Source organism: Pseudomonas sp. Irchel 3A18 (genome assembly GCF_900187465.1).
In the GTDB taxonomy this organism is placed as follows: domain Bacteria; phylum Pseudomonadota; class Gammaproteobacteria; order Pseudomonadales; family Pseudomonadaceae; genus Aquipseudomonas; species Aquipseudomonas cichorii.
Window position 1 is genome coordinate 179,973 of record NZ_FYDI01000008.1, and the last position, 22,432, is coordinate 202,404.

Consider the following 22,432-nt stretch of genomic DNA (forward strand, 5'->3'; position numbering starts at 1 on the left):
GCGTACATATCCATTATCGGCATGTGCTGGCCCTACTGGTTCCGCCTTTACGGCGGCCCCCTTTTGTTTCGGCAAAAGCTTTGGCCGAAACCAAAGTGACGCGCCGTAAAGGCGCAAGGCGGCCTCAAGCCGAACCATGAATCTGGAAACACCTGCGCCTGTTTGCTGCGCGACAGAGCGACAGCGCGGCGCCGAGGCGGCGGGTGATCTCCTACCAACTCACTCTGACCCCTAGATTCCCCCGCAACCCATCCAGGTCATTGTCATCCAGATTGCTGCTGTAATCGGCGCTGAGGTAAAGGCTGATTTCACGTGACAATCTGGCTGTCAGACCCACTCCCAGATCCGCCGTGGTGGCTTTGTGTTCAGTCTTGATCCGGTCGCTGTGATCGAAGGTCAGGGTGTCCGAGCCGTCAAAGTTGTGCCACAGGTTGCCTTGCAAAAATGGTTCGACCGGAATACCGCGCACCTGATAGCGCCCTTCAAGTCGCCCGCCAAGGCGTGCGCTGGTGTAGGGCTGTGAATCGAAGGCGACATGGGAAATGCCATCGTCCTGGCTATCAAGATCGATACGCTGGTGGATCACTTGTGCCTGGGGCTCGATGACCCAGTCCGGGTTCAGCTCAATCGGATAACCTGCCTCGATGGAAAGACTCAGGGCATCGCCTTCAGTGTCCATGCGAATGCCACGTTGCGAGCGGGTAGAGCCATCCACCCGCGTACCCATCGCCACGGTATCCACATACCAGCCTTTCGGGTCTATCAGGGTCCAGTACAGGCCCAGGCTATCGCCCTGGATTTTCAGTTTGCCGGTCCGGCGATCCTTGAAGCCTTCGGCAAAGCCTTTGACGTGGCCGTCCATGCGCGTGTGAGCCACGAACAGGCCGACCCGCTGGGTGCGCCCGTCGCCGTTTTGCAGCGCCAGCAAGTCGTGGCCGATCTGATAACCCTTGAGCGATGCATCCAGGCTTGGAGCCACGGTGCCCGACCAGTCCTGCCTGAAGTCATTGCCAAACAGGCGTGCCCAGCCAGCAGGCAATACGCCGGTTTCGGTCAGCAGGTTCTGGTCGCCCTGACGCTCATGGAAGGTGCCCAGTGAAGACAGGGCCAGTGTTGCGACCGCTGGCGTCACCACAGCGTAATTCGGCACTTCCAGGCGATACAAGGGAACCGGTGCAGCGCCACGCACCGGTTCGGGAAGCGGCGGGGTGCCCGGAGCCGGAATGGGCTGGGCGATGGCCGGTTGCACGGTTGGCTGTGTGGGATTTGTCGGTGTGGGGACTGGCGTTGGCGCCGGGGCTACAGGAGGAACGGGTGTCGAGGGTGGTGTCGGAGTGGGTGGTTCTGCGGCAGGCTCTTCGGGCACAGGCATGGCCGCCAGAGGTGCGGAAATCACCGAAGAGCGCAGAAACCAGCTGTTCTCCGAGTCTGCAGTCGCGCCGCCCTTGAACAGATAGTACTGATAGGCACCGACCGACAATGAATTTTTCAGGGAGAAGGCCGAGTTATCGCTGGTTGCACCATTGGCGGCCTGTACCACCTCGATCCCGTTCTGCAGGGTCAAGGCTCCGGTACCTCCCAGATTGTTGACTGCGATCTGGGTCGTACCGCTGATCGCTCCCCGGGAAACCACCAGCTTGTCACTGGGCGAGTTGTCACCGCCCAGCACCGATTGCAGCAACAGTTGTCCGTTGCTGCCCACGTAATTGCCATTGATCGTGAGTGTGTCGCTGGCACTGCCGGTGCTCATGTCCAGAGTACCGGCATTATTGAGTATGACCAGGCCGCTGCTGGTAAAGGGTGAAATGCTGCCCGATACGGATGTCAGGGTACTGCTGGCATCGACATTCATGACCCCGGTTCCGCTGACGCTGTCTCCCAGTGTGAAAATGCCTGCCAGGTCCAGTTGTGAGCCGTTACCGAGATTGACCGTTTCCCAATTGGCATAGCGTTCGGGTTTGGCGGAGGTGGTTGCGTCGAAGGTCAGTAGATCCGTGCCTGCGCCGCCATTGAGCAGAGGGTTTGGCCCCAGATGGTTTTCATCCAGATTGCGCAGTGTTGCGCTGTCATTGTCGCTTTCCATCAAAACGCTGCCGCGTATGTAGCCGCTATTGAGCCAGGTGAACGTGTCATTGCCAAAGCTGGTGCGTATCCCGCCGCGAATCTCGCCGCCACTGACGGTAATCCGGTCGTTGCCACCGCTGATGCTCACCAGCCCCCCAATACTGCCGCCCGATACAATAATGGTGTCTCGGCCAAATCCGGCCACCAGATTATTGACGATGGTTCCGCCTGACATGTCGAAGGTATTGTCATCCAGTTTCATGTCCACGCGGCCTATGGTACCGCCGGTCATTCTGGCCTGATCGCCATCCTCGAAGGCGCTACTGATCGTGCCGCCGGTCATGAGAAAGGTGTCCAGGCCATCGCCTTGAGTCAGCGAGCGCAGGGTGCCGCCACTCATGAAGAAATCGTCACGGTCGGCACCCTGATTGACATCGCCTGTGATGTTTCCTGCCGTGATGCGAAACTGATCCGGCCCCGCGCCCTGATTGACGCTGCCGGTGATGTTGCCGGAATTCATCTCGACCCTGTCGCTTCCTGGCCCATAGGTGACGCTGCCGTTAATCGAACCCGTACCTCCTGCAGGGAATATCAGCGTGTTATTACCGCCTGGTTTGTTCAAGGGACCGCTGCTGCCGCTGTCACAGACCTGTATCTCGTTGGTGATGGTGGCGGCGAGATCGCAGGCACCATGAGCGTTGGGGGAGATGAAGAGGGTCAGTACAGCCAGGGGAAGGATTCGAGCGATGAAGCGCAGGAGTAACCGGTGGTTGATTTTCATGACTGCTCTCTCTGAACACGTGGTCAGGGAGGCGGTTCATGGTTTCAATGCTGGCCTGGCTACCACGCAAGTGACATCCATGAAGGGGTTTTATAAGCCTGATCAATGGCTAGCAGAAACAAGTCAAGATCCGATTGCGGGATGCGTCAATTAGTTGACAGACCGGCGGCATCAGGTTTCGTGCGAAAACAGGTTCAGGTGCCTGCTTGAGGGCGGCGTGATAACCAGAACGTCAGCGCCAGGGCGATGATCGACAGCAAAGAGGCATAAAAGAAAATCCAGCCATAGCCCTGACCCAGAGCAATGAAGCCCATTACGGGGCCGGCAATCGCCAGTGCCAGGTCGAAGAACACCGCATAGGCGCTCAAGCCTGCGCCACGACTGGTGGTGGGGACTTGCTTGATGGCCTCCACACCCAATGCCGGATACACCAGCGACAGCCCCAGGCCGGTAAGGCCCGCGCCTGCCAGGGCAAAGCCGGTGTTGGGAGAAAGCCACAGCATGACCAGCCCGACGGTTTCCACCGCCATGCACAGCATCGCCGCAGTGAAGCCCCCCAAACGATTGATGGCACCGATAAAGAGCAGCCGCGCAAGGATGAAGCACACCCCGAACACGCTCAGGCACCAGGCAGCACCTTCCCAACCACGACTGATATAGAACAGGGTGATAAACGTCGTCAGGGTGCCGTAGCCGATGGAAGAGAGTGTCAGCCCAAGGCCATAGGGCGCGATACGCCCGAACACCGACCAGTAGGGCAGGCGCTCGCCGGCAATCACTGGCACCGATGGCTTCTTGCGGATCATCAGCAATGCCAGGGCCGCCATGGTGATCAAGGCAATGCCCAGGCTGTTGAATCCTGTGTGATCGATCACTACGACCCCGACTGGCGCGCCGATGGCAATGGCGCCATAGGACGCGATGCCATTCCAGGAGATCGAGCGCGCCGTATGTTCTGCGCCGACCTTGCCAATGCACCAACTGATGGTGCCGACCCCGATCATGCCCTGGGAGACGCCGAGAAACAGACGCGCCACTATCAGAATCCACAGGCTGGCCAGCGGGATGCTTTCCAGCAGCGTGGCGACCAGCGTCAGGACACCACTGATCGCTATCCCGCACAGGCCAAGAACGATGGCGCGTTTGCTGCCCATATTGTCCGTCACCCGGCCTGCAAAAGGGCGGCTGAGCAGGGTGGCCAGGTATTGAGAGCCGATGGTCAATCCGGCGACCACGGCGCTGAAGCCGAGCTGGTCATGCACATAGCCGGGCAGCACGGCAATCGGCAGACCGATGCACAAGAAGGCGATGAAGGTATAGAAAACGATGGAAACGATCTGCAGCGTGATCGTCATGGAGCTGGGCTGCGCTGAGGGTTGTTGACTTGAGGCGGCAGGCATCGGACTCGTTCGCTGGCAGGCGGTTGGAATGCAGTCATCATGGCCCGGTAACGGCACAAATGAAAGCTTGCTAACAATCCGGTGGGGCGTATTGCTGTTATTCGTGACTAGTCATAGGATGACTGACCACAAACACAATAACAAAAGGTGCGGCATGAAAAGAAATCTCCTGTTGGCGGCTGCGGTTTCCTGCTCGTTCGGTCTGTCTGCTCACGCAGCGACTTTCGCCTACATCTCCAGTCCTGCGGACGGGCTCATTTCCCAGTACCGGCTTGACGCGAAAAGCGGAGCACTGAGCCTGATCGAGCAGACCAATGCGGGCGATCAGGTCAATCCCATGGCACTCTCTGCGGATGGAAAGACACTGTTTGCCGCCTTGCGTGCCAAGCCTTATCAGGTTGTCAGCTTTGGCGTCGAGCCGGGAACGGGGCACCTCAAGCAGATATCTCAGGGGCCGCTGGCCGAGAGCCTGGCTTATCTGTCCACTGACCGCAGCGGTCGATTCCTGATGGGGGCCTCCTATGGCGGCGACTTGCTGAGTGTCCAGCCCATCGATGCCCAGCAGCGCCCAAGCGACAGCATTCAGACCTACAAGACCGGCTTGCATGCGCATTCGGTACGCACAGACCCGAGCAACCGCTTCGTGTATGCCGGTAACCTGGGCGTCGATCACGTCCTGCAATACCGCCTGGAAAAGGACGGCACACTTGCGCCGATAGGGACGGGCTACGTCACCGTTGCAGACAAGACCGGTCCACGCCATCTGGCTTTCTCGCCGGACGGCAAATTCCTGTATGTAGTGGGAGAAATGAGCGGCACCGTGACCGGCTTTGCGATCGATGACAAAACCGGTGCGCTGACCCAGGTGACTCAGGCTGCCGGTATCCCGGAGCGCCTGAAACTTGCCCATGGCGAGGTGCGCGACGCCCGCAACAACGACCTCAAGGACGACCCGACTCCGCGCATCTGGGCGGCCGATATCCGCATGGCGCCGGATGGCAAGCTGCTGTTTATCAGCGAGCGTACATCCAGCAGCGTATCGACTTTCAAGGTCGAGCCTTCGAGCGGCAAGCTGACCTATCTTGAGAACTACGCGGTTCAGGAGAAGCAGCCACGCAATATCGCAGTCTCACCCGACGGACACTGGCTGCTGGTGACGGGAGAGAAGAGCGAGGTGGTGGGCAGTTATTCGATTGGCGCAGAGGGCGCCTTGAAGCGGGTCAGCGAAGCACCGTCGGGTAAAGGTGCGCTGTGGATCGAGATGCTGGAGCAGCCTGGCACGTAATACCCGGTTCACGAATGAATCCGCTTCAAGGAGCGGACTCATTCGCGGCAGGCGTTTTAGATCACTACACCCTGGCTGCGCAGGTAGTCATCGTAGGTGCCGCTGAAGTCGATCACGCCGCTCGGGCTGAGTTCGATGATGCGGGTGGCCAGCGAGGATACGAACTCCCGGTCATGGCTGACGAAAATCAGCGTCCCCGGATAGTTTTCCAGCGCCAGGTTCAGGGCCTCGATGGATTCCATGTCCAGGTGGTTGGTCGGTTCGTCCATCACCAGCACGTTCGGCTTCTGCAGGATCAGCTTGCCGAACAGCATACGGCCTTGCTCACCACCGGAAATGACCTTGACCGACTTGAGGATCTCGTCGTTGGAGAACAGCATGCGGCCCAGGGTGCCACGAACCAGCTGTTCGCCGCCCTGGGTCCACTGGCCCATCCAGTCGAACAGGGTGCTGTCGTCTTCGAAGTCGTGGGCGTGGTCCTGAGCGTAATAGCCGATTTCTGCGGATTCGGTCCACTTGATCGAACCGGCATCCGGCGTCAGGTCGTTGACCAGAGTACGCAGCAAGGTGGTCTTGCCGATACCGTTCGGGCCGATGATCGCCACGCGCTCGCCGGCTTCGACCGTGAAGCTGAAATCCTTGAACAGAATATTGCCATCGAACCCTTTGGCCATGTGCTCGACCACAACGGCCTGACGGTGCAGCTTCTTGGTCTGCTCGAAGCGAATGAACGGGCTGACACGGCTGGAAGGCTTGACCTCGGCTAGCTGGATCTTGTCGATCTGCTTGGCGCGGGAAGTGGCCTGCTTGGCTTTCGAGGCGTTGGCCGAGAAGCGGCTGACGAACGACTGCAGCTCGGAAATCTGTGCTTTCTTCTTGGCGTTGTCGGCCAGCAACTGCTCGCGGGACTGGGTCGCCACGGTCATGTACTCGTCGTAGTTGCCCGGGAACAGACGCAGTTCGCCGTAATCCAGGTCAGCCATGTGGGTGCACACGCTGTTCAGGAAGTGACGGTCGTGAGAGATGATGATCATCAGGCTGTTACGCTGGGTCAGAACGTTTTCCAGCCAGCGGATAGTGTTGATGTCCAGGTGGTTGGTCGGTTCGTCGAGCAACAGCACTTCAGGATCGGAAAACAGCGCCTGAGCCAGCAGGACGCGCAGTTTCCAGCCCGGCGAAACTTCGCTCATCGGGCCATTGTGCTGCTCGATGCCGATCCCCAGGCCCAGCAACAGCTCGCCGGCACGGGACTCGGCGGTGTAGCCGTCCATTTCCGCGAACTCGGTTTCCAGCTCGGCAACGGCCATGCCGTCGTCTTCGGTCATTTCCGGCAGCGAGTAGATACGGTCGCGCTCGGCCTTGACCTTCCACAGCTCTTCGTGACCCATGATCACGGTGTCGAGAACGGTGAATTCCTCGTAGGCGAACTGATCCTGGCGCAATTTACCCAGGCGCACGTTCGGTTCCAGCATGACCTGGCCACCCGAAGGCTCCAGGTCACCGCCCAGAATCTTCATGAACGTGGATTTGCCGCAGCCGTTGGCGCCGATCAGGCCGTAACGGTTACCGGCACCAAACTTGACCGAGACATTCTCGAACAAGGGTTTGGGGCCGAACTGCATGGTTATATTCGCGGTGGAGATCAATTGCCTTACCTATCAATAACTTGGGAAATGCCGATGTGAGCCGTACCCAATAGGGCGGCTCGCTCCAGTCGGAGCTTGAGTGGTTCCAGCGAGGCATACGTCGATAGCAACCAGCCTGTCAGAGACGGGTTGCCGGAATATGAATGCGGGGTTCATGCCAGACTTTGGCGCGCATTGTCGCATAGGTGGGGCGGTAGTTGTACGGTGGCGGGTAATGAATGCGTGGCTTTCTGCTGCCGACGTCTGCATGAATGCAGGTTAAAGACTATTCAGTGATGGCACTTTGATTTTTTTGAGCATCGCTTCTGACGGGTTTTCGCTTAGAATTTTCCCGACCGATATTCGGTCAGGCCAATGACGGCGAAAAGGAGTGGTTATAGCGATGGGTTTTCGGATAGCGGCAATGGTAGTTGCACTGGGTTTGCTGACGGGCTGTGCAATGGGGCGCTCGGAAGTCGATGTGAAGTTTGCTCCCCTCGATACCGCTCAGAAAACGACGACGTCCAATGGCAAGAAGGTTCTGATCAGTGCCGTTGATGAACGTGTTTTCAAAATCAATCCGCGCAGTGCTGATATCCCGTCATTGAAAGATGATGAAATCACTGACAAATCCATCACTGAGCGTGCTGTTGGCCGCAAGCGTAATGGTTATGGAATGGCGATGGGCGATGTAGTGCTTCCCTCTGGTCGCACGGTGTCCCAATTGGTGAGCCAGGCCGTCTCTGATGCCTACAGGAATGCAGGTTATGAGGTCGTGACTGACAAGAGTGCCAAGGAGGCCACTGCTGTAAACGTTCATATCGTGGAGTTCTGGTCATGGTTCTCCCCTGGGTTTCTATCGATTGCGGTCAACAACAAATCTCACCTGAGAATCGAAACTGCAGGTGCTCCGGACATGAATGTAGTCACTCGCAAGAGCGAAAACATGCAGGCTGCGACCGAATCCGACTGGAAAGAAATCACTGAATCCGGTCTCAAGGAAATTGCCCTTGAGACGAAAAAGCAGCTCTAGGTATCTCTGATACTTGAGGGGGCAGCAGGGTCGTTATGGAGCCGATGTCTGTCGAGCCACAGATGAGCTGCCTTCCCGCACACGCCGCATTGATCTATTAAGGTGTGCCTTTGAATAGCGCGTACCGATCATCGGGAGCCAAAGTCGCCCTGATCTGTATCAATGGCGAATTCCGTCTTGCAGCCTACGCTTTTTGCCATAAGGGCTGGATACCCTTTCCAGCTCTTTGCATTCAGGAGTAGTCCAATGTCGAGCAAGCCACCGCTCTTTAACGATGAAATCCAGGCATGGGATCTGTATGCCTCTGCCGCGCTCAGTGCCACGATTGTGAAAGCCGAGTCTGCCGAACAGGCGGTCGAGGCTGCGGCCGATCTGGCGGACAGCCTTCTCAAGGAGCGGGCAAAGCGTATCAAGGCTGCGAAGGAGCATCTTTTTCAGCATTGAGGCCTTTCGGGCCTGATCCTGTTTTTACTAACTGTCGGGAGCGGTCTTGCTCTTCATGTAGCCGTTCTTTTGCAATCTCACCGCCCTTGTTCTTCAGGCTGGGGCGGTGAACTGCAAGCCTTCCATCAATCTCGCTGTTCAACCGCTAAACGTAAAATCGTTGGTCTGATTCCGGATCAGCCAGCAGTTTGTTGTACACGCTCATGAACTCACGGTCCTGCCGTTCGCGCTCATAAAGACGGTCAATTTCATTGGCCAGATTCCGCCCTAGTGCAATCACATTTCTGATCCAGTTCTGTTTCACGAGCTGGTTTATGTGTTTGTCCAGGTCTTTCAGGATAGGGCCCACATCTATCCATTCGAGCTGGTAATGGGCAGGAATGCAAAAACTGCCGTTAGTTTGTGATAGACGCAAATCGAGGAGTTCCGCATTGAGGTTTCCATCGTTATCAATGGCACCTCTCAGGTAGCTGGCTGAGGCGTCGTGTGATTGCATTATGGTTTGAATGATTGAGGGTCGCTGGCGAGCCAGGAACTCTTCAAGGTCATCTAGTCCATGCGTGTGAGCAAGCGCCTGAATGATTTCAATAAGCTCTTTTTCCGTTTCGTCAGCATGCCTCGGTGATGCTTCCAGTACCGTCAAAAACGCCTCGCAAGCAGGAATGTTTGCACTGATCGCCGAGGATATTTCCAGAAGGTCGTAGGTGTTGTTACATTTGATGTTCTCCAGGTCCTTGTCGCCGTAAACTTCCTCCAGAAGTACTGACATCCTTTGGTCAGGCAAGTGCTCACGGGCGATGTCGTGGATGGCACGGCAAACGTCTGCCGGGGACTGACGGCTGCCCTCTACATCTACCAGTTCCAACGGGCTATCGAGAAGTTCGCGCAGCCGTTGGCCTGCGATCATGTTCTCGATTGTGCTATTTACGGTGCTGGCGCGTTTGAGTGTTCTCACAACCCCTGAAGGTAGAGAGTCCTTTTTTACCTGAGTGCACAATGCTTGGTCGTCCAGCACTCGCGCGCACAAATCGTCGATCCATTCAGAGTCTGCCGGATCTACTTTGATCAGGGCTTCATGGTTTCGATTGAAATGGGTCTTCCAATCGAAACGGATGCCGGAAAACCAGGGTTCTGCTCCACGGGTGACGTTTTGTGAGCCAAGCCATGCAACGCCGTCATGAGCAAGCAATTTGATGTGGCATGCCGCGTGTAGGTATAGCTGGGTATCCTCGCGAAGATTCTCCGTAATTTTTTTCAGGGCTTCCTGAAGAGCGTTATCGGCAGCCTTATCAATGTTAGCCAAGCCAATGATGAGCCGCGGTGAGGTGCCAATGGCTCGAGCCAGATAGGTGCTGTTCAAGTATCGAAAAAGCGAATCCAGGTTCGATGCATCTGCATAAGTAATGATTGTCAAATCCCTGACTGATTCGGGTGTCGACGGATTGAACGCACGCTCTCCGTAGTGGCGATGAAAAAGGGTTGCTGTAATCGTGGCGAGCGGCTTCATGGTTTAGCCTTCCTGGCGAAAGAGTCCTGAAGTTTACAGGCAGCCTGAGGCGCAGGACTAGTCATCCAGTAGTCAAAGCCAGACAAGGCCTGTTTTCGGTTTGTGCTGACTGTTTGCCCATGAGCCCGAACAGAACTGATATCGTCATATCTACCCTTTGTGAGTCAAGAACTCGAAATGTTGCGAATACTCGGCAAGGCATCGTCAATCAACGTCAGAAAAGTGCTGTGGGCATGCGCCGAAACAGACCGGTCTTTTGAAAGGGAAGACTGGGGAAGCGGTTTTCGGGCCACGGATACGCCCGAGTTCATGGCCTTGAACCCCAATGCCATGGTGCCCGTGATTCTGGAAGACGACTTTGTCTTGTGGGAATCCAACACCATCATTCGCTATCTGGCGTCTGTTCACCCGGATGAAGGTTTCTACCCGTCCCAGCCCAGAGCCAGGGCCCGCATAGATCAATGGATAGACTGGCAGGCAACGGACCTCAACAAGTCCTGGACCTATGCGTTCATGTCGCTGGTCAGGCGCTCGGCCGAGTTTCAGGATCGAGATGCGTTAAAGGCGTCCAGCAGCAGTTGGGCCCGGCATATGCAGATACTGGATCGACAGCTTGAGCTGACTGGCGCTTATGTGGCCGGCGAGTCGTTTACCCTTGCCGATATCCCGGTTGGCCTCTCGGTCAATCGATGGTTTGAAACCCCGCTGGACCATCCCGAGTTTCCCGCAGTCGCTGCTTACTATGAGCGTCTGAGCGAGCGCCCCGGTTATTTGCTGTATGGCAGAAACGGAACTCCGTGACCGGATATTCACCGAACCCCTTCGTAAACAGGAGTCGAAGTCGTGACCACCCTAAAAATAACCGCTGGCGGATATGAGTTCCTGGCCGAGGCCAATCCCGATGCGCCGCATACCGTTGCGGCCTTCTTGAAGTTGCTGCCTTACCGGCAGAAGTTCATTCATGTGCGCTGGAGCGGAGAGGGGTGCTGGGTGCCGCTGGACGATTACCAGCTCATGCTCGGTGACAAACCCATTGGTTTCGAGAATGCGACCAGCCATCCTTCGGTGGGTGACATCCTGTTTTATCCGGGCGGTTACAGTGAAACCGAGATCATTCTGGCTTACGGATCCTGCTGTTTTGCCAGCAAGATGGGGCAACTCGCGGGCAATCACTTCCTGACCATCGTTGAAGGCAAGGAAAACCTGCGCAAACTGGGCGTCAAGACCTTGTGGGAAGGTGCCCAGGATGTGGTTTTCGAGTTGGCCTAAGGCTGACCACTGCGCCGCGGTGCTAGAATCGGCTTTTTTCGACGAAGGCATGTCATGAAATTTCCGGTTTCTATCATCGCGGTCACTCTGTTGCTGGCTGGATGCGCGGCTCCCTCTGACTCGGCCCGTTCGGCCGGGCCGACCAAAGTCCTGTCAAGCAGCAAACAGGATGCGGCCGTGGCTCAGTGCATCCAGGTGTCCTGGCAGAACGAAGCCATGTTCGGCACGTCCTCCGATGTATTCCTGCACAAGCTTTCCGGTGGCGGTTTTACGGTTTTCACTACCGAGGCCAAGTATTTCGCCGATGTGCGCAGCAAGGGGCCGACCACCGATATCGAATTCTATGCGCCTGCAGGTGACAGCCACTCCGCGCTGAGGGCTGCGGCAATTGCTACGTGTTTGTGAGAGGGCAAGCTGCAAGCTTGAAGCTTGCACGTGTGAGCGGCTTGAAACTTGCTTGAAGCTTGAAACTTGCAGCTTGTAACTTCCAGCCCCCGGAGCCCCCATGCCTATCCCTGTCCCCGATAAAGGCTTTGCCGAGCGGAGTCAACGCTTGTTGTGTGATGTAAGTCTGCCGGCTCTGGTGATTCACAATCAGGCGCTGGAGCACAATATTCGCTGGATGCAGGGCTTTGTCACTGACAGCGGTGCGGAGCTGGCGCCTCATGGCAAGACCAGCATGGTGCCGGCCTTGTTTCGTCGTCAACTGGAGGAGGGTGCCTGGGGCATGACCCTGGCCACTGCGGTGCAGACCCGCGCCGCTTTTGCCCACGGGGTGCGTCGCGTATTGATGGCCAATCAGTTGGTAGGTGCGCCCAACATGGCGATCATCGCCGAGATGCTGGCCGATTCGTTGTTCGATTTTCATTGCATGGTCGATCACCCGGATAACGCCGTGGCGCTGGGTGAGTTCTTTGCCGCACGCGGGCTGCGACTGAATGTCATGATCGAATACGGCGTGCCCGGCGGGCGCTGCGGTTGTCGTACCGAGCAGGAAGTGCTGGCGCTGGCAGAGGTGATCAACGCCCAGCCGGCTTTGGCCCTGACCGGTATCGAAGGCTACGAAGGCGTGATTCATGGCGATCGGGCCATTGAAGAGATCAGGGCTTTTGCCGCGTCACTGGTGCGGCTGGCCGTCGAGTTGCAGGACAGGCAAGCCTTTGCCCTGGATCGTCCCATCGTGACCGCTTCCGGGTCGGCCTGGTATGACCTGATTGCCGAAGCCTTCGATGCTCAGGCTGTGCGCCAGCGGTTTCTCAGCGTCCTGCGTCCCGGCTGCTATTTGGTGCATGACCACGGCATCTACAAGGCTGCGCAGTGCAGCGTGCTGGATCGCCGCGCCGACTTGAGCGAAGGGCTGCGCCCGGCCATGGAAGTCTGGGCTCATGTGCAATCCTTGCCTGAGCCGGGTTTTGCAGTGGTCGCCCTGGGTAAGCGCGATATCGCCTGCGACGCTGGTTTGCCTACACCGCTGCTGCGTTACAAGGCCGGTGATTTGTCCAGCAAGGGCGATGATGTCAGCGCCTGCCAGGTCACAGCCTTGATGGATCAACATGCGTTCATGACCATCGCGCCGGGCTGTGAGCTGAAAATCGGCGATATCATTTCCTTCGGTTCTTCTCATCCGTGCCTGACCTTCGACAAGTGGCGCTCCGGGTGCCTGATTGATGAGGACCTGAACGTCATCGAAAGCTTCGATACATATTTTTAATGGCGCGATCAACTGTGCAGCATGCAGTTGATCGCCTAAGACCCTGAAACGAAAGCATTTCGCTGGAGCTTGTGGGCGAATCCGGCGACCATAGGCGTCCGACGATTCTCACTCTGGAGCCTGCGTGCCTGACGATCTGCCTTCTGCTCTTCCTCCTGATCTGGATATCGAACTCAATCCGCCCGAGCGCCTGCCGCTGTTCAAGCGCCTGTTGTCACGCCTGATGGGGCGTGGTCTGACGGGGCTTGGCGCGCAGCACAGGCCTTCGTGGTTTCAGGGGCATGCCGACGGGTTTCTGAGTGGGCATATCGAGGGCGTGAACGAGGGCTACGCCGAAGGTCGACTGGATGGGTTGGAGCAAGGGCGTAATGTCCTTTTGATTCGCGATACCCGTCCCAGTGAACATCGCGGACCGAAAGTCGATGATCATCTGTTCGATGACTGGCGTCTGGGTCTGACCCCAGAACTGAAAAAGCGTATCAAGGCTGATGTGGCGCAAAAGCTGCCGCCCCATGCCCAGCCCACCCCGGCGCAGTGGAAAATGATTTTCAGCGATACGCCTTCCACCTACGTGATTGCGGGTGCTGGGGCGGGCAAGTCCACATCGCTGGTGCTGCGGGTGTTGTTGCTTCACCACTACCTGGGGTTCGAGCTGGAAGCCATGACCGTGGTGACGTTCACCCGCGAGTCGCGCAAGGACTTCATCGGCAAGCTGATCGAGATAATGGCTTTGTGGGGGCATACCCTGAGCCACAAGCAGGCCCGGGATCTGGTTCGCACCTTCCACTCGCGAATCCTGCCTCTGGTTCGCAGCCTGCCGGGCTTCGAGCAACTGCGCGCTTTCGAGAATCTGGGCAATACGTCGGCCTCTGGGGATGAGGCTGACAGTAACCCGTTCGATCTGCGCATCAACGACGCCCAGCGTCAGCAATTGAACCTGTGCTATCGCGACCTCTATGCCAGCAGCGAACGCTTTCGCGAGGTGATTGCGCCGCTGTACCGCCATGCGCTGCAACTCAAGGAACTGGATCGCGATCATCCGGATGTGCAAAAGCGCATCACCGTGACCGAGCTGTCGTCCAAGCGCGATGAAGAACTGTGCGACATCATCGAAGACCTGTGGATACGGGCAAAGGCCTGGCCTGTAAAAGGCATTGAGCCCATGCGCCAGACCATTGAAATCAATGGCTTTGCCTTTCACGTTCACGGCTATATCGCCGAGCTGGATGCCTGGGTTGTGCTGGGGCTCGACTCCAGCGAAGACCAGCAGATGAAACGCCCCGGCGCCAAGCTTCCGGTCTGGGCCGAATGGGTCATCAAACGCACACTGTTTCAAGCTTTCTGCCGCAAACCGTTGATCTGGTTCGAGAACTACGAAGCGGCTGGCAAGGTGCTGCAGTCCCTGGCCGGATCGGCCGTAGCGGGGCCGGGGTTCGATTACCGGGTCAAGGGTGAGCTGGGCGCTGCACCGCTGCTGGATTGTTTTGTCATGGCTGCCAGCTTTATCGAGAACCTTGGCCTCGATGTGCCCTCTGCCGTGGCTGAAATGAGTTTTGCCAGCAATGACCCTGACCGGTTTTTCTTCGAGGGTTTGAGCCTGTTCTGGAAGGCCCTTGAGAACCATCTGCTGGATCAGAAGCCACCGATCATGACCTACAACCGGATGTTCGCCCTGTTTGGCGAAACATCACCGGAAAACCTGCGCCAGGTCAGCGATGAAGTGCTCAGGCCTCTGGCACACCTGATGATCGATGAGTTCCAGGATGTCTCACCGCAGATCGTGTCCTGGATAAGGGCCAGCCTGCAGGAAATCCGACGCCGTGGCCCGGCCATGCACACCGGTCGCGTGGCCCGGCATTCATCGTTGCTGTGTGTGGGTGATGACTGGCAGTCCATCTATGGCTGGCGAGGCAGCTCGCCACACTACTTCATGGAGTTTCCCAAGGAGTTCTCATCGCCCGCGACCACCAAGGTCATGCTCAGCGATAACTTTCGCAGCCATCAGCACATTATCGATGCCGCCGAGCATATCGTGCGCGCTGCTCCTGCCATTGCGGGCAAGAAGGCCAAGGCCAGCGGCGCTGTTCAGGAACTGGTGCCGATAACGGTGCTGAACCGCGATGACAATGAGCTGGCCGAGCGTGTGGCCGAGCACTACAACGCCGGTGACTCGATCCTGCTGCTGTATCGAAAGAGCAGTGAGAAGGCCATGATTTCCGAGCAGTTGAAATCCCTGATCCATGCCGATGCGGCCATGGGGCCGCAGGCACGGCGAATCAGGATGCTGACCTATCACAGCTCAAAGGGACTGCAGGCCGATGCGGTATTCCTGCTAGGGGATTGTCAGCACTCGACGCTGTCGCCCTACAAGAATCAGGTCTATCGCCTGGCCGGTCTTGGTGATGCCGCAGATTCGCAGTCGTTCGACAATGCCCAGCAGGACGAAGTCCTGCGTCTGGCCTATGTGGCCATCACTCGTGCGGTACGCCATTGCTACTGGTACATCGATGAAAGCTCTGCGGGGAACGACCCTATCAAGGTGCCCAAGGCATCGGACAGGGTTGCCCAGGACAAGCCTTTTTTCAAAGACCTGCGCAAGAATCGATGAATGAGTGGGTGGGAGCTGAAGGCTCCCGTCTGTTTTACAGGAAGCCAGCCAGTTGATTGCTGCCGAACAGTTCCATCTCGGCTTCGATGGCCTCGATGATCCGCTCTACGTCGGTGGCGTTCATGACTGTTGCGCAGGGCAGGCCGGCAATCGCCACTACCGTTTCACCGCTGGCCCGGTCGAACAGGCGGGCAATCATGCTGCTGGGGGCATCCATGGTGGCTTCAAAGCCAACCGGATGAAAGTGCCAGCGCATCAGTTGGCATGCATTGGGGAACGTGACTTTGGTCATGGAAGCGGCCCACCTGATTCAATCGAGCAATTCCTTCGGCCCCAATGGGTAGGGAGACCAGTCGAGATGCGACCGATAAAAGCCGAAGTGACCAAACAGTTAACAATCCTGAATGATCGTACTGCTTTCCAGCGGGATGATCTGAACGGTCTGACGAGACCTAAAAATAGCACCTGCCTGCACACAGCTGGAAAATATTTTCAGGCGCCAGTCGAATTTTTCAAATAATTTGATGTACGTCAAAAACGTTTGATCCTGCGAGCTGTTTGCTTCAAGTATTGAGGTGTGCCCGATGGATAGGGCAAGCTGGTTTCATTGACCCATGGAGTTGAAGAATGCTGAGTAAATCCGTTGCTGCGCTGATGTTGCTGGTCTCCACCAGTCATGCAGCAGACAGGGTCAATATCTACAACTGGACCGACTACATCGCGTCCGACACCCTGAAGAACTTTCAGGCGGCGACCGGTATCAAGCCCGATTACCAGACCTACGAAACCAATGAAGCCCTCAATGCCAGACTCATGGCCCGTCACTCGGGTTATGACATCGTGGTGCCGTCGGTGCATTTCATGGCGCGGCAGATCGACAAGGGCGCCTTGAAGGTGCTCGACAAGCATCAGCTACCCAACTGGAAGAATCTGAACCCGGTCCTGCTCAAGGCGCTGGAGGTCAACGATCCCGGTAATCAGCATGGGTTTCCCTATCTGTGGGGCAGCACCGGCATCGGTTACAACGTGGACAAGGTCAAGTCTGTACTGGGCGACGACACGCCGCTGGACTCCTGGGACCTCATCCTGAAGCCGGAGAATATGCAAAAGCTTGCCCAGTGTGGTGTTGCGATCCTGGATAACGCTGCGCAAGTGCTTCCGATCGTCTTGAACTATCTGGAACTGCCTCCCCACAGCGAGCAACCTGAAGACTATGCAAAGGTCGAGGCTGCACTGGCTGCCATTCGTCCCTATGTTCTGTACTTCGACTCGGTCAAGTACATCGAGGATCTGGGCAGCGGCAAGATCTGCATGGCATTGGGTTTTTCCGGTGATATGGCTCAGGCCCAGGAGCGCGCAGATAAAGCTGATAACGGCATAAAAATCGGTTACACCGTCCCCAGGGAGGGCGCGCCGATGTGGTTCGACATGGTTGCCATGCCCATCGATGCTCCCAATGAAAAGGCTGGCTATGCCTTCATGAATTACCTGTTGCGTCCGGAAGTGATGGCCCACATCACCAACGAGGTCAAATATGCCAATGGCAATGAAAAAGCCGATGCATTGATCGACCCGGCTCTTTGGGCTGACACCAGCGTTTACCCCAATGCCGAGATGCTCAGCCGGATGTTCGTGCTTGAGCCGGTCGAGATGAAAACCGAAGCGTTGCGCACACGTATCTGGGCCCGCACCAAATCAGGAAATTTAATAGGACGGGGCAACTTTCCAGTTGGGAAGTATCAGTGAAGTGCAACTGAAAGTCGTCACTTTGACGTCAGAAAAGATTTCCTGTTTTTGACTCCATTTATTCTCAAGTGCGACCGATAACCGGTTTATGGGGGATGGCTTTTATGCTGTCGCCCCTCTAATTGGCGAGGGTTCTGACTCTCTCGTTTCGTGATGCATGGATCGCATCGTGTTGTACCTCCCAAGAGAATGATTCCATGTCACTACGAAGCATCAATATTGCGCCTCGTGCTTTTCTGGGCTTTGCCTTTATTGCCGTTCTGGTAATAGGGCTGGGCATTTTCGCACTCAACCGCATGTCGATCATTCGCCAGGCCACCACGGACCTGGAAACCAACATGCTGCCCAGCATCGGCTACCTGGGTGAAGTGGACGAGAACCTGCTGCTGTTACGCATCATGTCGTTCAGGTACCTGATCAACCGGGAGCCCGAGCAGATACAGGACACCGAAAGCCGTGCCCAGCTGTTGACTCAAAAACTCAAGAAAGCCGAATCCAGTTATGCAGCCTTGCCAGCGGACGGTGAGGAAAAAGACACCTACAGAAAGTTTCAAGTGTCGTTGGCCGAATACCTGGATATACAACAAACTGCAATAACGCTGTCGCGCAGTAATGATCTTGAAGCGTTGAAGACACTGGTCAACACAAAGATGAAAACCAGTACGGATTTGATCGCTTCGCAACTTGATCAATTGATCACGATCAATAAAAAGTCGGCCCTGGATGCTTCCGAACTTTCAAGCATGCATTTTGATAATGCCAATACCGCAATCATTTTTGTTTCGGTGCTGGCGGCGGCCTTGACGGTTCTTCTGGCCTGGTTGTTAACGCGCAGTATTGTCATGCCATTGTCCAGAGCAGTACGTGCTGCGCAGGAAATCTCCGACGGCAACCTGACCCGGCATATCGAAGTAGACGGCAATGACGAACCTGCACGTCTGCTGGAAGCCCTGGTAGTGATGCAGCAGAACCTGCGCAAGACCATCGAACAGATTTCAGGTTCTGCAACTCAACTGGCTTCGGCGGCTGAAGAGCTGAGCGCGGTCACTGAAGAGTCCTCCCGCGGGCTGCAACAGCAGAATGATGAGCTTGAACAAGCGGCCACCGCCGTCAACCAGATGACCGCTGCCGTGGAAGAGGTAGCACGCAACGCTGTATCCACCTCGCAAGCCTCGCAGCAATCCAATGAAACGGCGCGTCAGGGGCGGGACAAGGTGGTGGAAACGGTCAAGGCGATCCAGGTCATGACCCAGGACGTACAGAGCGCTTCCAGTTTGGTCGAAGGGCTGGCCACTCAGGGACGTGAGATCGGCAAAGTGCTGGATGTGATTCGTGGCATCGCCGAGCAGACCAACCTGCTGGCACTCAACGCTGCCATCGAAGCCGCACGTGCAGGCGAGGCGGGTAGAGGGTTTGCGGTCGTGGCAGACGAAGTGCGGGCGCTGGCGCATCGTACCGCCCAGTCGACCCGGGAAATCGAGCAGATGGTGGCAGGCATCCAGAGCGGCACTGGGCAGGCGGTGGAGTCCATGACCCTCAATACCGGCCGTACCCGAGTCACGCTGGACCTGGCTCAGGCCGCAGGCGATGCTCTGGAGCGGATCACCGATGCCATCTCGCAGATCAACGAGCGCAATCTGGTGATTGCCAGTGCTTCGGAAGAACAGGCTCAGGTTTCCCGGGAAGTTGACCGCAACCTGGTGAATATCCGTGACCTGGCCAACCAGTCCGCCGCAGGTGCCAATCAGACCAGCGCTGCCAGCCACGAGCTGTCACGACTGGCGGTGGGCCTCAATACGATGGTGGGTCGATTCGTGATCTGAAACTGGAGTGGGAGGCGGCAAGCCGCTTCCCACTCACGCCAATTTTTGAAACAAAATATCATTCTCAATTTTTTTGCCAACATTCGCTGATTTATCGCAATAACCCCTCCTGTTACCCTGATTAATGAGCTTTTAAAGCTCGTCATAGAGCCTTTTTTGGCGATATTTTCTCTCGTGTTTTGTCTGTTTTTGCCTGCCGAATGCAACAAGAAGGCTTTTTTGGACTCCTACCATCCGAATTCTTCATATCGCAACATAACGGTATTAGTCTTTAAGCGTGATCAAGGGTACGTATTCGACTGATCCACAAAGGATTTCCTGGGGGCTGCGAACCCGCTCATGGCTGGCATATTCGCATCAGCGACACGCTGAATTTACATAAACACGTGCCGGACTCCATACCATGAATATGTCAAAACTCTCATCAATAAGCCGCGTCTATCGCCGTTACGCCTGGTTTCTTTTTCCTGCCTTGTTGGTTTTCTGCGCGGCCTTCTGGCTCTCTATCGGCCGCGGGGTGCATGCCGAACCGAAAAACGGCACGCAAACCCTCGTATTCCTGCGCCATGCAGAGAAGCCTTCCATGGGCCTGGGGCAATTGAATTGCCAGGGCCTGAATCGGGCCATCGATTTGTCCGAGCTGTTGCCAAGGACCTATGGCAAGGCCGACTTCATCTTTGCCGCCAACCCGAGTCGTCATGTGGAAGAGGGTGAGGGTGATCTGTCCTACAGCTATCTGCGACCCTTGATGACAGTCGGACCCAGCGCAATCAAGTTAGGCCTGCCGGTCAATATCGACTTTGGTGCCAATGACACCGGCGCCCTGGCCGATGAGTTGATGCACGACAAGTATCACAACTCGACCATCTACACGGCATGGTCTCACGGTTACCTGCCTGAGCTGATCAACAAGGTGGCCCAGGAAGCCTCGGGCCAGAAAGTGAAGCTGGTGGATGACTGGACAGGCGATGACTTCGACTCGGTGCTGGTGATTACCCTGAAATGGGTCAACGGCAAGGCCACGCTGGATTACGAGAACCACAAGCAGGGCCTCGATAACGGCACGGTTTCCTGTCCGACCTGATCGAAACCGTCCATTCATGTCTGCCCACGTCATGCAGGCTTGACGATCTGTCGGGGAAGTCTGTTATCTGTGGCCATTGCCCACGGTCGAGGAACAGCGCATGTACAAGGATTACCCCGCCGCTTATCAGGTCAGCAAAGGCGCTGCGCTGCAGGTAGACAAGGCGTTTTACGAGCGTATACGCGCCAGTACCGGACAGCGCACGCTGATTGAGACATTCGAGGTGCCGATTCGTACCGGGCGGGCCTGGAAGGTCAAGGCGGGGCAGGTGTTTCGAGTCACCACTCCGATCGGCCCGCAGGTCGGCGATTTCAATGTCTGGAATGCCGACGATCCTCGTGAGCGCCTCTGGGCAGCACGTACTCGCCAGTTGCAGGGGGCTCATGTCACGACTCACGACAGGCTCTGGTCGAACCTGCCATTCCTGCGGCCCATGGTGACCATCACCGACGACAGCCTGGCCAGTTACGGCATCGACGAGCACGGCGGCCGTCTGCATGATCTGCTTGGCACCCGCTGCGACCCTTACGTCAACAAGATGCTGACCGGCGAAGATTTTCACCATCACTGCCACTCGAACCTGACCCGCGCAGTGTTGCCCCACGGCCTGACCGAATTCGATGTCCATGACGTGCTGAATATCTTCCAGTGCACCGGCCTCAATCATGACGACATGTATTTCATGAAAGCCTGCCCGGCCCGTCAGGGCGATTACCTGGAATTCTTCGCGGAAATCGACTTGCTGTGCGCCTTGTCCACGTGCCCAGGCGGTGACCTGTCATTGCCCATGTGGGGGCCGGACGCTCAGGATCCGCTGTCTGTCTGTCGTCCCTTGGGTGTGGAAATCTACAACCTTGATGACTCGCTGCTGGAGGGCTGGACGTCGCCTCGGCGGGCCAGTTACGACGGTTTGCACGGGTTGAAGATTTCACCGGCAGAATGGGAGAAGTAGCAACCGGCCATCAAGTTCATCGTTTGCCCATGGCTTTACTGTCCGAGCCCGGATAATGTGTGAACCCCTGTGTTTACCTCAGCGCAGTACAGGGGCGCGCAGGGCGCGAATGCCCGCGCATGAGCCGATCACGGAGGAATGGCCGGGCCCGAAAAGGGCATCACCGCTGGCTATCCGGATTAGAACCTACTCATGTGCCCTGTTTTTCGTACCCTGGCGGTGCTGGTTGTCGCGCTCGGCCTTTCGGGCTGCATCGCCAACCCTGTTCCCCTGACGCCACAGACGGTCGAGCGCCTGCATCAGCAGCCACCGGTTCGGTTTCTGCTGACATTCGATGACGGGCCCAGCGCATCAAGCTTTTACAATCCGACGCTCACGGTGCTGGACAGCCTGGCCACTAACCCCGTGCAGCCGGATATCAAGGCTGTTTTCTTCGTCCAGACCGGTGCAAGTGGCGCAGGCGGCAGTGAGCAGGGCCGAGCGATCATGCAGCGCCAACATGCCGAAGGGCATGTGCTGGGCTTTCATACCAGCACCCCGCACCACACCAATCACCGCTCGCTGAACCCTGAAGAGCTTGAGCAATCCCTGACGCAAGGCAGTGGAATCATCGCCGGCATCACGGGCACGCCGACGGTCTTGCTGCGTCCGCCATTCTGGAACTACGACAAGCGCACCTTCGCGGCCTATCAGCAGCATGGCCTGCATGTGCTGCTGACTGACCTGAGTGCCAATGACGGCAAGATATGGGGTTACAACTTCAGCCTGCGCCGTCGATCCAATATGGTCCGGCAGCTATCGGAAGTGCGCGAGCGCATCGCCGCAGGCGAGCTGCCCTCCATCGAGGGCGTCATACCGGTGGTGGTCACGTTTCATGATCTGAATCGCTACACCGCCCGGCATGCTCGGGAATACCTGCAGATCCTGATCGATAGCGCCCGTGAAACCGGCGTGGCCCTGGATCAAAAGCCTTTCTACGACGACAGTGCGCAGTTGAAGCGCGCTGCGCTGGCTCGTACGGTCAAGAGCCGTGATGAGAGCGTGCGTTTGCCGGGTATATGGAACTGGCTCTGGGATCAAAACTCGCACTAGGTTCTGTA

At 56.9% G+C, this 22,432-nt stretch carries 18 protein-coding genes; 13 read left to right on the top strand and 5 right to left on the bottom strand.

The features are described from left to right. Nucleotides 1–211: 211 nt before the first annotated feature. Nucleotides 212–2,845 (bottom strand): autotransporter outer membrane beta-barrel domain-containing protein, encoded by a 2,634-nt coding sequence (locus CKW23_RS17385; RefSeq protein WP_025260103.1) that lies wholly within the window; start codon nucleotides 2,843–2,845, stop codon nucleotides 212–214. Between the two features lie 194 nt (nucleotides 2,846–3,039). Next, the gene (locus CKW23_RS17390) at nucleotides 3,040–4,245 is read right to left on the bottom strand and encodes an MFS transporter (protein ID WP_038399853.1); all 1,206 of its coding nucleotides are present in this window, start codon (nucleotides 4,243–4,245) and stop codon (nucleotides 3,040–3,042) included. 154 nt (nucleotides 4,246–4,399) lie between these two features. Here CKW23_RS17390 and CKW23_RS17395 point away from each other — a divergent pair, with 154 nt between their 5' ends. Further along, complete coding sequence (locus CKW23_RS17395; protein ID WP_025260105.1) at nucleotides 4,400–5,530, top strand: lactonase family protein; 1,131 nt, start codon at nucleotides 4,400–4,402, stop codon at nucleotides 5,528–5,530. A 56-nt stretch (nucleotides 5,531–5,586) separates the two neighbouring features. Here the strand turns inward: CKW23_RS17395 and CKW23_RS17400 are convergent, their stop codons facing one another. Further along, nucleotides 5,587–7,176, bottom strand: coding sequence for an ABC-F family ATPase (locus tag CKW23_RS17400; RefSeq protein ID WP_025260106.1), 1,590 nt, complete (start codon nucleotides 7,174–7,176; stop codon nucleotides 5,587–5,589). Between the two features lie 403 nt (nucleotides 7,177–7,579). Here CKW23_RS17400 and CKW23_RS17405 point away from each other — a divergent pair, with 403 nt between their 5' ends. Next, a complete protein-coding gene (locus CKW23_RS17405) occupies nucleotides 7,580–8,188 on the top strand; it encodes a flagellar biosynthesis protein (RefSeq protein WP_236249440.1) in 609 nt (202 codons plus the stop codon). A 246-nt stretch (nucleotides 8,189–8,434) separates the two neighbouring features. Continuing rightward, on the top strand, nucleotides 8,435–8,632 hold the full coding sequence (locus CKW23_RS17410) for a hypothetical protein (RefSeq protein WP_025260108.1): 198 nt from the start codon (nucleotides 8,435–8,437) through the stop codon (nucleotides 8,630–8,632). Between the two features lie 145 nt (nucleotides 8,633–8,777). On the opposite strand, the gene CKW23_RS17415 is transcribed toward CKW23_RS17410, so the two are convergent. Next, nucleotides 8,778–10,139: a hypothetical protein gene (locus CKW23_RS17415; protein ID WP_095068049.1), complete on the bottom strand. Its 1,362-nt coding sequence runs from the start codon at nucleotides 10,137–10,139 to the stop codon at nucleotides 8,778–8,780. Between the two features lie 177 nt (nucleotides 10,140–10,316). On the opposite strand from CKW23_RS17415, the gene CKW23_RS17420 reads away from it, so the two are divergent. The 5 genes from CKW23_RS17420 (at nucleotide 10,317) to CKW23_RS17440 (ending at nucleotide 15,727) form a co-directional block, all read left to right on the top strand. Continuing rightward, entirely contained in the window at nucleotides 10,317–10,940 is a 624-nt protein-coding gene (locus tag CKW23_RS17420) for a glutathione S-transferase family protein (protein WP_025260110.1), read from the top strand. A 42-nt stretch (nucleotides 10,941–10,982) separates the two neighbouring features. After that, a complete protein-coding gene (locus CKW23_RS17425) occupies nucleotides 10,983–11,408 on the top strand; it encodes a DUF3830 family protein (RefSeq protein WP_025260111.1) in 426 nt (141 codons plus the stop codon). Between the two features lie 54 nt (nucleotides 11,409–11,462). Next, a complete protein-coding gene (locus CKW23_RS26985; protein ID WP_025260112.1) occupies nucleotides 11,463–11,813 on the top strand; it encodes a hypothetical protein in 351 nt (116 codons plus the stop codon). A 100-nt stretch (nucleotides 11,814–11,913) separates the two neighbouring features. After that, nucleotides 11,914–13,119 carry an amino acid deaminase gene (locus CKW23_RS17435; protein ID WP_095068050.1) on the top strand — a complete coding sequence of 402 codons (1,206 nt, stop codon included), beginning with the start codon at nucleotides 11,914–11,916 and terminating at the stop codon, nucleotides 13,117–13,119. A gap of 124 nt (nucleotides 13,120–13,243) precedes the next feature. Next, nucleotides 13,244–15,727, top strand: coding sequence for a UvrD-helicase domain-containing protein (locus tag CKW23_RS17440; RefSeq protein ID WP_177434656.1), 2,484 nt, complete (start codon nucleotides 13,244–13,246; stop codon nucleotides 15,725–15,727). 34 nt (nucleotides 15,728–15,761) lie between these two features. On the opposite strand, the gene CKW23_RS17445 is transcribed toward CKW23_RS17440, so the two are convergent. After that, nucleotides 15,762–16,019: a DUF1652 domain-containing protein gene (locus CKW23_RS17445; RefSeq protein WP_025260115.1), complete on the bottom strand. Its 258-nt coding sequence runs from the start codon at nucleotides 16,017–16,019 to the stop codon at nucleotides 15,762–15,764. Nucleotides 16,020–16,354: 335 nt separating this feature from the next. Here CKW23_RS17445 and CKW23_RS17450 point away from each other — a divergent pair, with 335 nt between their 5' ends. The 5 genes from CKW23_RS17450 (at nucleotide 16,355) to CKW23_RS17470 (ending at nucleotide 22,424) form a co-directional block, all read left to right on the top strand. Beyond that, nucleotides 16,355–17,473: a polyamine ABC transporter substrate-binding protein gene (locus CKW23_RS17450; RefSeq protein WP_095068051.1), complete on the top strand. Its 1,119-nt coding sequence runs from the start codon at nucleotides 16,355–16,357 to the stop codon at nucleotides 17,471–17,473. 197 nt (nucleotides 17,474–17,670) lie between these two features. Continuing rightward, on the top strand, nucleotides 17,671–19,296 hold the full coding sequence (locus CKW23_RS17455) for a methyl-accepting chemotaxis protein (protein ID WP_025260117.1): 1,626 nt from the start codon (nucleotides 17,671–17,673) through the stop codon (nucleotides 19,294–19,296). 403 nt (nucleotides 19,297–19,699) lie between these two features. Beyond that, nucleotides 19,700–20,380, top strand: coding sequence for a hypothetical protein (locus tag CKW23_RS17460; RefSeq protein ID WP_025260118.1), 681 nt, complete (start codon nucleotides 19,700–19,702; stop codon nucleotides 20,378–20,380). A 100-nt stretch (nucleotides 20,381–20,480) separates the two neighbouring features. Further along, nucleotides 20,481–21,332: a DUF1989 domain-containing protein gene (locus CKW23_RS17465; RefSeq protein ID WP_025260119.1), complete on the top strand. Its 852-nt coding sequence runs from the start codon at nucleotides 20,481–20,483 to the stop codon at nucleotides 21,330–21,332. Between the two features lie 192 nt (nucleotides 21,333–21,524). Further along, nucleotides 21,525–22,424, top strand: coding sequence for a polysaccharide deacetylase family protein (locus CKW23_RS17470; RefSeq protein ID WP_025260120.1), 900 nt, complete (start codon nucleotides 21,525–21,527; stop codon nucleotides 22,422–22,424). Nucleotides 22,425–22,432 lie beyond the last annotated feature (8 nt).

Excerpts from the sequence above, each read along its gene's own strand:
- CKW23_RS17385 (WP_025260103.1), bottom strand. The coding sequence starts at position 2,845 with ATGAAAATCAACCACCGGTTACTCCTGCGCTTCATCGCTCGAATCCTT.
- CKW23_RS17390 (WP_038399853.1), bottom strand. The coding sequence starts at position 4,245 with ATGCCTGCCGCCTCAAGTCAACAACCCTCAGCGCAGCCCAGCTCCATG.
- CKW23_RS17395 (WP_025260105.1), top strand. The coding sequence starts at position 4,400 with ATGAAAAGAAATCTCCTGTTGGCGGCTGCGGTTTCCTGCTCGTTCGGT.
- CKW23_RS17405 (WP_236249440.1), top strand. The coding sequence starts at position 7,580 with ATGGTAGTTGCACTGGGTTTGCTGACGGGCTGTGCAATGGGGCGCTCG.
- CKW23_RS17410 (WP_025260108.1), top strand. The coding sequence starts at position 8,435 with ATGTCGAGCAAGCCACCGCTCTTTAACGATGAAATCCAGGCATGGGAT.
- CKW23_RS17415 (WP_095068049.1), bottom strand. The coding sequence starts at position 10,139 with ATGAAGCCGCTCGCCACGATTACAGCAACCCTTTTTCATCGCCACTAC.
- CKW23_RS17420 (WP_025260110.1), top strand. The coding sequence starts at position 10,317 with ATGTTGCGAATACTCGGCAAGGCATCGTCAATCAACGTCAGAAAAGTG.
- CKW23_RS26985 (WP_025260112.1), top strand. The coding sequence starts at position 11,463 with ATGAAATTTCCGGTTTCTATCATCGCGGTCACTCTGTTGCTGGCTGGA.
- CKW23_RS17435 (WP_095068050.1), top strand. The coding sequence starts at position 11,914 with ATGCCTATCCCTGTCCCCGATAAAGGCTTTGCCGAGCGGAGTCAACGC.
- CKW23_RS17445 (WP_025260115.1), bottom strand. The coding sequence starts at position 16,019 with ATGACCAAAGTCACGTTCCCCAATGCATGCCAACTGATGCGCTGGCAC.
- CKW23_RS17450 (WP_095068051.1), top strand. The coding sequence starts at position 16,355 with ATGCTGAGTAAATCCGTTGCTGCGCTGATGTTGCTGGTCTCCACCAGT.
- CKW23_RS17455 (WP_025260117.1), top strand. The coding sequence starts at position 17,671 with ATGTCACTACGAAGCATCAATATTGCGCCTCGTGCTTTTCTGGGCTTT.
- CKW23_RS17460 (WP_025260118.1), top strand. The coding sequence starts at position 19,700 with ATGAATATGTCAAAACTCTCATCAATAAGCCGCGTCTATCGCCGTTAC.
- CKW23_RS17465 (WP_025260119.1), top strand. The coding sequence starts at position 20,481 with ATGTACAAGGATTACCCCGCCGCTTATCAGGTCAGCAAAGGCGCTGCG.
- CKW23_RS17470 (WP_025260120.1), top strand. The coding sequence starts at position 21,525 with ATGTGCCCTGTTTTTCGTACCCTGGCGGTGCTGGTTGTCGCGCTCGGC.